At 34.8% G+C, this 12,806-nt stretch carries 9 protein-coding genes; 1 reads left to right on the top strand and 8 read right to left on the bottom strand.

All coding sequences use genetic code 11. From position 1 onward, the window contains the following. Positions 1-25: 25 nt before the first annotated feature. From ACEN25_RS08635 to ACEN25_RS08625, 3 genes are all read right to left on the bottom strand, one after another. A complete protein-coding gene (locus ACEN25_RS08635; protein ID WP_441802558.1) occupies positions 26-994 on the bottom strand; it encodes a DUF4837 family protein in 969 nt (322 codons plus the stop codon). Positions 995-1,014: 20 nt separating this feature from the next. Further along, a complete protein-coding gene (locus ACEN25_RS08630) occupies positions 1,015-2,583 on the bottom strand; it encodes a LysM peptidoglycan-binding domain-containing protein (RefSeq protein WP_441802557.1) in 1,569 nt (522 codons plus the stop codon). Between the two features lie 85 nt (positions 2,584-2,668). Beyond that, on the bottom strand, positions 2,669-3,856 hold the full coding sequence (locus ACEN25_RS08625; RefSeq protein ID WP_441802556.1) for a phosphoglycerate kinase: 1,188 nt from the start codon (positions 3,854-3,856) through the stop codon (positions 2,669-2,671). A 139-nt stretch (positions 3,857-3,995) separates the two neighbouring features. Here ACEN25_RS08625 and ACEN25_RS08620 point away from each other — a divergent pair, with 139 nt between their 5' ends. Next, the gene (locus ACEN25_RS08620; protein ID WP_441802555.1) at positions 3,996-5,144 is read left to right on the top strand and encodes a DNA polymerase III subunit; all 1,149 of its coding nucleotides are present in this window, start codon (positions 3,996-3,998) and stop codon (positions 5,142-5,144) included. Between the two features lie 43 nt (positions 5,145-5,187). On the opposite strand, the gene ACEN25_RS08615 is transcribed toward ACEN25_RS08620, so the two are convergent. The 5 genes from ACEN25_RS08615 to ACEN25_RS08595 form a co-directional block, all read right to left on the bottom strand. Further along, positions 5,188-5,751, bottom strand: coding sequence for an OmpH family outer membrane protein (locus ACEN25_RS08615; RefSeq protein WP_441802554.1), 564 nt, complete (start codon positions 5,749-5,751; stop codon positions 5,188-5,190). Positions 5,752-5,967: 216 nt separating this feature from the next. Next, a complete protein-coding gene (locus ACEN25_RS08610; protein ID WP_441802553.1) occupies positions 5,968-6,816 on the bottom strand; it encodes a class I SAM-dependent methyltransferase in 849 nt (282 codons plus the stop codon). Positions 6,817-6,858: 42 nt separating this feature from the next. Beyond that, complete coding sequence (mnmG, locus tag ACEN25_RS08605; RefSeq protein WP_441802552.1) at positions 6,859-8,736, bottom strand: tRNA uridine-5-carboxymethylaminomethyl(34) synthesis enzyme MnmG; 1,878 nt, start codon at positions 8,734-8,736, stop codon at positions 6,859-6,861. Positions 8,737-8,813: 77 nt separating this feature from the next. Continuing rightward, a complete protein-coding gene (ybeY, locus tag ACEN25_RS08600; RefSeq protein ID WP_441802551.1) occupies positions 8,814-9,230 on the bottom strand; it encodes an rRNA maturation RNase YbeY in 417 nt (138 codons plus the stop codon). Further along, positions 9,223-12,651, bottom strand: coding sequence for a hypothetical protein (locus ACEN25_RS08595; protein WP_441802550.1), 3,429 nt, complete (start codon positions 12,649-12,651; stop codon positions 9,223-9,225). Before ACEN25_RS08595 ends, ybeY begins: the two co-directional genes overlap by 8 nt. Between the last annotated feature and the right edge of the window lie 155 nt (positions 12,652-12,806).

Below are 12,806 nucleotides of genomic sequence, written 5' to 3'. Positions count from 1 at the left end.
TTTTTTTATGTTTGTAAATTAAACCTTAATCTACAAACTCTACAGAACGTAGAATAGATTCTAGTTCAAATATATTATCACGTTTGTTTGCAGAAGGTTTAAATACAAAACCTTCTAAAACCAGATAGCGGTTGTTTTCTTTATCATCTACTGTAAAGTTTACAAATGGTCCTGCCATAAAACGACCTTTTACCTCCCACATTCCCTTCATTTGATAAGCTGGTTTATCATCTATTGTAGTCTCGCTTAAATATGGTGCAAAGGCAGCTTCTGTAATAAAGCGCATACCCTCATTCACTACAATATTATCTCCTGCAATAGAATCTCTCATCGCTATTAATGAGCCTATTGTATTGCTATCTTTATCTATCAGATCGTAGGGTACCTCATAGATTGTTATATTCATATCTCCGTTAGGAATGTCTTTACGTATCCAAAAAAAGCCATCATCTGTTTTTGCATAGCGATACGCCGAAGGAAACTTCATAGATATTCCAAAAGCCTTTTTAATAGGATCATCTTCCTTGAGAGACAAACTTATACGGCGTATTTTTTCTTTAAACTCTGCCCCTTTGTATGTGTCAACAATTTTTGCACTGTCTTGTTTAATTAAATTAATTAGTGCTTCTTCTGTAGGACCTCTTAAAATTATACCGGTTTGTGGTCTTGCATATTCATCTGTAACAATTTCTAAGGATGGAGTATCTGCCTGTTCTACTTTTAAAAACGTACGTTGTTTGCGCATAAACCCAGAGAATGCTTCTAAAGGCATTTGATTTATTTCAAACATAGGTTCTACCTGTGGTAGTCCGTTTACAGGACCGGCTAATTTTTCTCTGATGCTTTCACCCACTGCGCCCGCCCACATATCATTAGGCATTACAATCGTTAGGTTATTAAGACCACCAGAAGAGGATGATAAAATTTTACCTTCAGGTTTATCATTACAGGCAATTAAGGCAAACAATACGAATGCTAAGAGTAGTTTTTGCATAATAAATTTTCTATTAAGGTTTAGTTGGCTATGACCAAAGTCATTCCCGGTTTTAATTTATTACCACTAATATCGTTCCACTTTTTCAAATTCTCTGGACTAACACCTGGAAATTTCTGAGCTATCTTCCACAAACTATCACCCTTGCGTACCACATACTTTTTAGAACTACTTCTACTAGAACTGCTTGATGCAGTTGAAGTAACGGCTTTAGTAGGGTGCAATGTGAGCCGCTGCCCAACGCGTAACGTGTTAGACCTCAAGTTATTCCATCGTTTTATTTCAGAAACACCCACCCCATATTTAGAAGCTATTTTACCCAGATAATCACCACTACGTACGCGATAGCTTACGCTGGTAGGGTTTTCTACATATTTAGGTAAGGTTGCTTCGTCGCGTTCTAATTCTTTTTTTGCAGTCGCATAAATTGCTTCTTCATTAGCAACAAAAGAACCTAAAGCTTCTACTGGTAGTCTCAAATAGTACTCTTCATCACTCACATAAGGAATAATATCTAGTTTATACGACGGGTTTAAGAATTGTACTTCATCAAATGATACACCTGTGTACGCAGCAACCTGCTGTAGCGACAAGGTCTGCTTAATCTTAACGGTGTCTGTGGTAAAGTAATTAATGTCTGGCTTAGCAGGATTGTAACCGTGTTCTTTTGCGTATTCAAATATGTACATGGTTGCAAGAAATGCTGGAACATATCCTGCGGTTTCACGTGGAAGATTGTGTCTGATATTCCAATAATTAGTGCTGCCTCCGCTGCGCCGTATAGCTTTACTTACATTACCGGGACCAGAATTATATGAAGCCAGAGCCAAATCCCAATCACCAAAAACATCATAAAGTTTTGAAAGATATTGCGCTGCAGCTTCAGTAGAAAGTATGGGATCCATACGCTCATCTACATATGAACTTATGTCAAGACCGTATAATTTGCCCGTGCTGTACATAAATTGCCACATCCCTGTAGCTCCTACCCGTGATTTTGCTCTGGGTCGTAATGCAGATTCTACAATTGCTAGATACTTTAATTCTAAAGGCATATTGTATTTATCAAAAGTCTCTTCAAAACCGGGAAAATAAAATTCTGAAAGTCCCATTAAACGTTCTAAAGTAGGCTTATGCCTCTTTAAATACGATTTGATAACATTTTCTAAAGAAGGGGTGTATTCTATATTAAAGGGTGTACGTGCATTTAAATCTGCCAGACGCTTTTTGAGTGTATCTGTAGAGAGTTCTGTATATACAACCTCACTATCGTAGTAACTCTCATCAATAATCGCTTCGATTGAATCGTACAGGGAACCTGCTGTGAGCTCTCTAAGCCATTTTCTGTCTACTTTAGCAGGATATTCCTGATCATTTAAGTTGTAGACTACCTTACCGCCTTTACGTTGCTTAAAAAGGAAGTTTTGCGACATCTCTTCCTGAAGCTGTTTTATTTCTAACGTGTCAACAACTGAAAGTGTATCTGATAAGATCTCGTCTTCTACAATTTCAGATTTTATAACTTTTTTCTGAGCAAATGAACCCCATGTGGTTATTAAAAAACAACCTATAATTAAACGTTTTCTCATATCTGTTTAGAACGATGCAAACGCTAAAGTCGTATATTTTAATCGAAATCGAAAATGCTCAGAAAAAAGTAAGTGCTATACTATTTTAGTCACGCATTGCTGCAATACCCGGAAGTTCTTTACCCTCAAGCATTTCTAGCATTGCACCACCTCCTGTTGAAACGTAAGATACTTTATTTTCAAAGCCAAATTGTTTTACAGCCGCAACACTATCACCACCTCCTACAAGAGAAAAAGCACCGTTTTTAGTTGCTTCTGCAATGGCATCTCCTAAAGCGATTGTTCCTTTTGCAAAAGGTTCCATTTCAAAAACGCCTAAAGGACCATTCCATAAAATAGTTTTGCTGTTAGCTACCACTTTAGCAAAGTTCTCGAGTGATTTTGGACCTGCATCAAGACCTTGCCAGCCGTCTGCGATTTCAAAAATGTTTTCAATTTGTGTGTTTGCAAATTCAGAAAAATCATCTGCTGCAATAACATCTACTGGTAAATGTACATTTACATTTTTCTCCTTTGCCTTTTTGAGTATTTCTAAAGCCAGTTCTTGCTTGTCGTCTTCACAAATAGAACTTCCTATATTACCTCCCTGAGCTTTAATAAAGGTATAAGCCATACCTCCACCTAAAATTAAATCGTCTACTTTATCAAGAACATTCTCAATAACGGTAATTTTTGAAGATACTTTTGCGCCACCTAGAATCGCTAAAACAGGACGCTCATTATCATTTAAAACTTTATCTATACTTTCAATTTCTTTAGCTAATAAGTAACCAAAGCATTTTTTTTCAGGAAAAAACTGAGCAATTATTGTTGTTGAAGCGTGTGCTCTATGTGCTGTGCCAAAAGCATCGTTAACATAAATATCACCAAGATTAGCTAATTTTTGAGCAAAATCAACATCTCCCTTTTCTTCTTCCGCGTGGTATCTTAGGTTTTCTAAAAGTAAAATTTCACCGGGCTCTAACTTTGCAGCCGCAGCTTCAGCAGTTTCACCTACACAGTTTTCTACAAATTTTACCTGTACACCTATAATTTCTGTAACAGCATCTGCAATGTGTTTTAATGAAAATTCTGGTTCATTATTTTTAGGTCTTCCCAAATGAGACATTAAAATTGCAGCTCCTCCATCTTCTAAAACTTTTAAAATTGTAGGTTTTGCAGCTTCAATACGAGTAGCATCAGTTACCTTATAATTTTCATCTAAAGGAACATTAAAATCTACGCGTATTAGCGCTTTTTTGTTTTCAAAATTAAAATCGTCGATGGTTTTCATGAATAGTTATTATTTACAGATTCAGTAATTAATTAGGTTGTATTTATTATAAGCAAACCTATAGTTAGCGGCAGCTTTAGCCAACAAATATAACAGATAAGGCACAAAATATACGTTACATTTCTGTTATATTTGGCGCATGTTATTTCAGAAAATATTAGGTCAAGAATTTATTAAGAAACACCTAACTACTAGTGTAGATGGTAAGCGTATTGCTCACGCTCAATTATTTGTGGGCAGCAGTGGTAGTGGTGTTCTTCCCTGTGCAATTGCCTATGCACAGTATTTAATTTGTAACAATAGTGAAGGAGAGAACACGGGCGGTAATGTTTCCTGTAATTTAAAATTTGATCATTTAGCACATCCAGATTTACATTTTGCGTATCCTGTAGCAACGACAGATGCTATTAAAAATCATCCTGTATCAGACAATTTTGCTAAAGAGTGGAGGTCTTTTGTAGACTCCAATCCCTACGGAAGCTTATATGACTGGCATCAACATATAGGAATTGAGAAAAAACAAGGTAAAATTGGAGTAGATGAAGCCCAGGATATCGTTAGAAAATTATCTCTGAAATCCTATGAAGGGGGTTATAAAGTTATGATTATCTGGATGGCCGATAAAATGAATAATGCGGCATCAAACAAATTGCTTAAATTAATTGAAGAACCTCCACAAAAAACTGTATTTCTTCTTATTGCTGAAAATGAAGACCACATAATTGACACCATAAAATCAAGGTGTCAGGTTCTTAATTTTCCTCCATTAGCGGCAGAATCATTAGAAAATGCCCTCATTACTTCGCATAACTGCAATGCTGCTGAGGCTAAAAAACTTGCAATAAAGGCACACGGAGATTACAATCTTGCTTTACATCTGCTGGAGAATAATGGTGATGAAGAAGAATTTGAAACGTGGTTTGTATCGTGGGTACGTACTGCTTTTAAAGCCAGGGGAAATAAAAAAGCAATCTTAGATCTTATCTCCTGGAGTGAACAAATTGCCGGTACAGGACGGGAAACCCAAAAAAACTTTCTTACTTACTGTGAAGATTTTTTTAGGCAAGCCATGCTTTTAAATTATGGCGCTAGAGAACTTGTTTATTTACAACCGCAAACAAAATTTGAACTCGCAAAATTTGCGCCTTTTATACATGGCAATAATATCAGTTATATTATCGAAGAGCTGCAAACGGCTTCCTATCACATAGAACGTAATGGTAATGCAAAAATCGTACTTACCGATTTATCTATAAAGCTTACGCGCTTACTACACACTAAAGCATAAAAAAAGCAGCCTGTTGGCTGCTTTTTTTTATCTTTTGAAATCTTTATTCTTCAGTTTCTGCTTCTGGAGCAGTCGTAGCTGCCGGTGTAGCAGTTGTACCCGGAGTATATTCTTTATTTAATGCCTCTAATACTTTATCTGTAATATCAAATTCTTTCTTACCAAATAAAACATTACCACTGTCATTTTTACCATAAATGAAGTCATAACCATTCTCAGCACCATAAGTATCAATAAATTTTCTCACTTTACTTACAACTGTATCAATCGCAGTTTGACTTTCTTGTTGAAGTTGACCTCCGCGAGCTTGCTGCTCTTGTTGAATTTGTTGTTGTAATGCTCCCAGCTCTTGTTCTTTAGATTGACGTTCTGCCGGGCTCATAGCCTGAACATTTTTTTGATAAAGATCTAACTTGATTTGAAACGCTTGAATCTTTGGTTCTAAATCTGCACGCACACTTTCGGTTAACTTTTCATATTTGTCCTGTACATCTGTCATTTCTGTATAACCCTCAAAAAGTTTTTGAGTATCTACATAAGCTGATTTTGATTTTGAACAACTTGCTAAGGTAATTGTAATTAAAAGCGCACTAAATATGTTTTTCATAATTTCTAAAAATTTGCTGCAAAAGTAACAAGTTGTACTATGCAAAAGTTAAAAAAGGAAAGATTTATTTATCATAAGTAAATTGAATAGGTAAATTATTTGAAATAGGTTTTTCTTATTAAATTTAGACCTATTAAATGCTCTCTAATGATTTTTTAAAAAGTTGCCAATACAGTACAAGGCAAAGGGATTAAAACGCTCTTAAATTGGCTTATTTTATGTTTTTTGCTTCTTGAAGATATATATAAGAGAAGAATATTCGCCAGAACGCCTCGCTTTCCAATTGGAGCTCAAACCTGATAAAAATGACATAACAAGATTTGATTTTCCTTTCATATATTTTTCAGAAAGAAGACTTACATAGAACGAATCAAAAATTAATGGTTTTTCTATAATAAGTTCAAACCCGAAATTTGAAAACAGTGTAGTAATACTTTTTCTAGAAAAGTGATGTATATGTCTGGGCACATCCCAGGCAGCCCAAAATTTTCCGTATTTTTTTGCATCATCAGAATTGAAATTAGGAACTGCAATTACTAGAATTCCATCTTCTGATAGATGTTTTTCAAGCCAATTAATTTGCTCTTGTAAATGAGGTACATGTTCTAAAACATGCCACATGGTTATTACATCAAATTTTCGAGTAGTAAGTTGAAAGGTGTTTTCTAATAGCCTAAGTTTTTTATTCAACGCATTTTTTCTTGCAACTAAACTTGGTTCAACACCGGTTACCTCCCACCCTCTTTTTTTTGCTTCAATTAAAAAATCTCCGGTTCCTGCACCTATATCTAGTAAAGATCCCACAGACTTAAATTTACTAATATGCTTTAGTTTTTGTTTTAGCATAAAGCTTTTCACAAATTGGTAAAGTGTTTCAGTAATTCCTTTTTTTGAATCTGTATGAGATATATAATTTTCACTTAAATAATAATCTTCTAAATTTTCAGGAATTGATGATGTTGTGTACATATCTAATTCAGAATCGTAGATCAAGTCAAATTCCTCATTAGAAACAGAGAAATCTTTAATCTGAATCGTTTGTTTTTTATCTAAAGAAGAATTCATAAAATGAAAAAATGGAGATATTGTTTCACGTGGAACTACAAATTAACGTCCCATATATACTAACATTACTGAAATATCGCTAGGAGAAACACCACTAACACGTGATGCTTGAGAAATGGTAGTTGGCTGAATTTTTGTCAATTTCTCACGAGCTTCAAAGGATAATGACTTAAGCTTAGTATAATCAAAACCATCTGGAATTTTAATATTTTCTAAACGCTGAAGTTTATCTGCATTTGCTTTTTCTTTAGCAATATACCCGGCATATTTAACACGGATTTCTGCCTGTTCTAAAACCTCAATATCCAGATTATTTGTCTCCACATAATTTTTAACATCAGCAAAACCCAACATATCTGTAAGCTCAATTTGAGGTCTACTGAATATTTTAACCATCTTATCTGATTGCTTCATAGGAGAAGTTCCTTTTTCAGCAAGAACAGGATTTGCCTCTTCTGGAGTAATACTTGTTATATTGAAAAAGTCAACAAGATTTTGCGCTTCTTGTTCTTTATGCTCTAAAGTGCGCATACGCTCATCACTTGCTAAACCTATTTTGTGCGCAAGCGGAGTAAGTCTACTATCTGCATTATCCTGTCTTAACAAGGTTCTATATTCTGCACGCGAAGTAAACATTCGATACGGTTCTTTAGTTCCCTTAGTTATAAGATCGTCAATTAAAACTCCAATATACGCCTCATCTCTTTTTAAAATTAAAGCGTCACGTTCCTGCACTTTCAAACTTGCATTTATACCTGCCATTAATCCTTGTGATGCGGCTTCTTCATAACCGGTAGTGCCATTAATTTGACCTGCAAAATATAATCCTGATACTACTTTAGTTTCTAAAGTGTGTTTTAATTGGGTAGGCGGAAAATAATCATATTCTATAGCATAACCCGGTCTAAAAAACTTTACATTTTCAAAACCTGCTACTTTACGCAATGATTTAAATTGAACTTCTTCAGGTAAAGACGTAGAAAAACCATTTACATAATATTCAATCGTATCCCAACCCTCGGGTTCAACAAATAACTGATGACGATCTTTATCTGCAAAGCGATTTATTTTATCCTCAATTGAAGGGCAATATCGAGGCCCGGTACTTTTTATACGCCCGTTAAACATAGGTGACCTATCAAAACCTTCCCGAAGTAAATCATGTACTTCAAGACTGGTATAACTCATTTGACAGGAGCGCTGTTTAGTAAGTGGTTTTGTGACGTTACTATAACTAAATTTCTGCGGATTTAGATCCCCAGGTTGTTCAATCATTTTCGAAAAATCAAGACTACGACCATCAACCCGAGGTGGTGTTCCGGTTTTCATTCTACCCGATTCAAAACCTAAATCTACAAGTTGTTCTGTAATTCCTTTTGAGTTACGCTCCCCTGCTCTACCACCTCCAAATTGTTTATCTCCTATATGTATTAAACCATTTAAAAAAGTACCGTTAGTAAGAACTACAGATTTTGCTTTAATCTCGATCCCCAAAGAAGTAACTACACCACCTATGCGATCACCATCCATTAAAAGACCACTTACCATTTCCTGATAAAAATCAAGATTAGGTGTGCGCTCTAACATTAGACGCCATTCATCTGCAAAGCGCATACGGTCGCTTTGTACTCTGGGACTCCACATTGCAGGACCTTTGCTCTTGTTTAGCATCTTAAACTGTATAGCAGTTTTATCTGAAACAATACCGCTATAACCTCCCATTGCGTCAATTTCACGCACAATCTGGCCCTTAGCGATACCACCCATTGCAGGGTTACACGACATTTGAGCAATAGTTTGCAAATTCATCGTCACTAGCAGCGTACTGCTTCCGGTATTTGCAGCGGCGGCAGCAGCCTCACAACCAGCGTGACCTCCACCTACTACAATTACATCATATATTTGATCAAAAAAACTCATTGTTCCACGTGAAACATTTAATTATACTTCCTTAAAAATGGGCGCAAAGATACTAAAAATTAAACGTCTAGCAGCAGCTATTCTGACGGCCAAAGGTTAAGGTAGAAATCCTCTTTAGCCCGCATAGTCTCTTTTTCCTCATCTGTCTTATCTCCGTAACCACACATATGTAAAAGACCATGTATCATTACACGTCTTAATTCAGTATTAAAACTAACTCCAAAGGTTTCGGCATTTTCTGCAACACGATCTGTACTTATATACATTTCACCATTTAAAAGCTTATTATCAGTATAGTCAAAAGTGACTATATCTGTAAAGGTATCGTGCTTTAAAAACTGCTCATTAATTTGTAACAAATACTCGTCAGAACAAAAAACATATCCCAACATTTCAATCCCGTAGGATTCTTTAAGGGCTGTAGCTTTAATCCAATTACGCGTTTGTTCTTCCAGATCTAAACTGAAATCATTCTGACTATCAAATTCAATCATTATCTTGTTTAAAATATTCTTTAACCTTGTTTTTATAGATCCCATTTAAGGGAAGTTGATCTCTATTCAGAAGCTCCTTCGTATTAAAATAATTTCGGCTTTCAGGGATAATACTATTAGCAGAATTAATAAATTCTTTAGTCGTACCCTCAGCTTCCCGCTTAGTATTTTTGTCTTGTTCCTGTTCAGCAATTTCTAACTTAAGAAACTGTTGAATGACATCACTCATTCTCTTTTTTGCCTGCGCTGAATTACCGTTTAATAAATCTGTCTCTACTTGCTCTATCGTTTTTAAAATACGTGTAGTTTCACTTTTGAGACCTTCTTTATTTATTAAATCCTGTAATCTGTTTCTAATTTCTTCCTGTTGTTTATAAATCTCATATTGTCGTGCAAGCTCGCCTTCACTTACAGATCTTGCATCATTTTCATTTTCTCCCTTCCCCCCATTTGAGCTTTTACCATTTTCACCTCCAGAGCCAGAACCTTCTCCACTACCAGCTTGCTTAGCATCACCTTCTCCATCAGACTTGCCATCATTACCATTGCCAGATTTACGTTTGTCGCCATCGCCTTTTTGACCAGGTTGTTCTCCCAATTTTTCAGAAAGCTCCTTCTGAGACATAATAATATCACTCAATTGCTTACCAGATCCCTGACCTCCAGGTTTAGGAATAGGCATCGGCATACCACTGGATCCCTGACCTAATGAAAGCGATAATTGCCCTTGCATATTATCTAAAATATTTGAAAGTAAATCAGCCAAAGTATTTGATGAACTTACAACATAGCGTTCACTTACAACGCCCATATTTACATTGTTATCTGATAAACGGTCAAGAGCCTGGTCAAGACTAAAAGTAATATTTGTAAGCTCTTTATTTATATCCTCTTCTAATAAAGGATTTCTAAGCGATAAAGCAAAAAGACTATCGTCGATATACTTAAAATTATCACGTAATACATTTTGTTTTACGAGATGTTTTGAGAAAGCAGGATTAGCATTATTAATCGCCTTAAATTTATACATCAAGTCTTCCTGATCAAAAGAAAAAACAACCAGATTATCTAGAATTTGCCTTAACATCTCAACATCTTCTTCAAGTTGTTGCGCACCACCTCCCCCAGCAGAAGAAAATCTATCTTGCAATTTACTGCCCAATTGCTTCATTTTTTTTCCTGCGCTCGTTTGTTTTTCTTTAGTAGTTTTTGAAGATTCTGCGCTAGCGGGTTTTTGCATTTGTTCAAGCGCTCCCTTTTGATCATTATCTATTTCCTTCTCAAGATTTTTATCATCTGGTATATCGAGCGGTTGTTTTAAAGCAGCATTTTCTTTCTTTAATTCCTCGAAAGATTTTTTGAATTCCTCAAATTCCTTATTTAATTTTTCTTGATTTTCCTTTAATGGCTCTTCAGCTTTTTGACCTTCTTTAATCTGCTCTTCTCCGGTTTCTTGAAGCTGTCTTGCGAGGCGTTCGCCTTTAGTTTGCACATAAAAACGCTTAGTCAGCTCTAAGAGCTGTTGCATACTTTTGCTAGAATTTTTACTATTCTTTGACATTTTATCTAACTTCTCTTTCAGTTCTTCATCCTTCATCAAATCTTGAAGCTTAGACAATTCTTCTAATAGCTTTTCCTGCTCCTTAAGTTGTTCTTCATTTTTCTCTATACGCTTTCTCAGAAGTTCGTTTTCCGGACTCGATTTCTCGTTTAATTTATCTAACTCATTAAGGCTATTCTTCAATTTTTCAGAATAATTTTTCATCATCTGCTCCTGTTCCTTTTGCCGTTCTAAAAAAGAGTTCAACTTACGTTTGTCATTAAAATCAAGTTTATTTTTTTCCTTTTGTAAATCTTGTAATTCTTTTAAATCTTTCTGCTGCTCCTCAATTTTTTGAATAGATTTATCTAAGCCCTGAATACTGTTTTGTTGAGATTCTAATTGCTTATTAATAGACTGAGTCCGCGTTAGTGATTGAAAATTTTGAATTTCAGATTGAGTTGCCTTGTAATTGTGAATGGCATCATTATCACGCACTTCGAAGTAATAATTATAGGTTACACCCTCTTCAAGATTTAATTTGCCGGGAAAAGAAACATAAAATTGATCTACCGTTGCTTTTGCTATCGAAATTGGGATTGACTTTTTATTAATACTTTGATTTTCAATATAATAAACTAATTTTAGGTCATATAAACCATTGTCATCAGATACAAAACCCTGATAATAAGTTTGATTACTACCCAAAGTATCTTTTTTTGATTTTAAAAGCAGATCTGGGTAAGCATCTTTAGTGACCTGAATGCTATAACTCAGTTCTTCATAATTCTTCAATTGCTTATTGCTCGTTGCAATTTTATATTCTATTGAATTAAAAATTGTTTTTGAAAATTTAAAAATATCATCCTGAAATTTAAAAGCGTTTATAAGCGTATCACTTATAAAATCTATTTGTGATGTATTATTAGCTTCTAGTAACCAATCGACCTGTGTACCTTCAGGAACTGTAATTGAACTTGTATTAGAAACTATCTGATTTTGCATTTTTAAATAACCCGGATACTTTAAACGCATATTAAAAGAACTGATTACTGGAATGTGCACCAGCGGAAATTTATAAGAGCCCGATGAAAACCCATTTCCTGAAAAAGATATATTTAAATCTTCTGAAGGTTGTTCTACCGTATATGCAAAAACCCCGCCTCCCCTATTTTTCATAAAATAAGTGACGTCGTTAATATTTATAGTTAATTCTTCAGGAATTTCTGACCCCTCAACTTTTGCTAAAATTTCAAAATTACGACCTTCAATAACGGTCTGTTCTTCATTAAGAATTATAAAATTAAATGGTGCCGGCGGAATATATTCAGTAGAATAATTTAAAACCCGCTTGGCACTACTCCCAAAAAAGTCTGAAGTTTTACTAAAACTAATGGCTAGAAATATAAGAACCGGTATTAAAGCATATTTAATATACTTAGCATTTGCTTTATAATTTATAGCAAGAGAAAATGGTATAGGCTCTAATTCCTTGCTTTTTTGAAGTATGCTTGCCTGCACTAAATCTGAATCATTTGCAGAAGATTTGAGCTGAAGGGTGTTTTTTAATTTATCACGAACTTCAGGAAAATGATTACCTATTAGTGTAGAAGCCCTGGTATAATCTATACCCTTAGAAAGTTTGAACAATCTAAAAACCGGTATGAGAATAAATCTGAAAATAAGCAGCAATTCGATACCTACAAAAGACCAAAATAAAAATCCCCTACCCCAGCGTCCTAACCATAACCAATATTCAATTGCCAATACAAGCAAAAGATAGGTAAGCCCTATTGCTATAAAAAACAAGAATCCTTTTAAAAGTTCGTTCTTGTAATATTTACTAATAAAATTTTCTATTTTTTTCTCTAAAGCTTCCACAACCTACCTCTTTTACTAGCTAATTTTCTAATAACTAAAACTACGCCATTATATTTTAGTTAATTGGGCTTAATTTAAAAGCTTTAGTAGTGTACTGCATCTTACTTTTTTCAGTTATAATTCTAAAAAAATCAACACACTAGCATACAACTTAA

Origin of the sequence: Leeuwenhoekiella sp. W20_SRS_FM14 (genome assembly GCF_052119605.1) — a bacterium.
Taxonomy (GTDB): Bacteria; Bacteroidota; Bacteroidia; order Flavobacteriales; family Flavobacteriaceae; genus Leeuwenhoekiella.
Note: the sequence above shows the minus strand (reverse complement) of the source record. Positions and strands in the feature narration are given on the sequence as shown.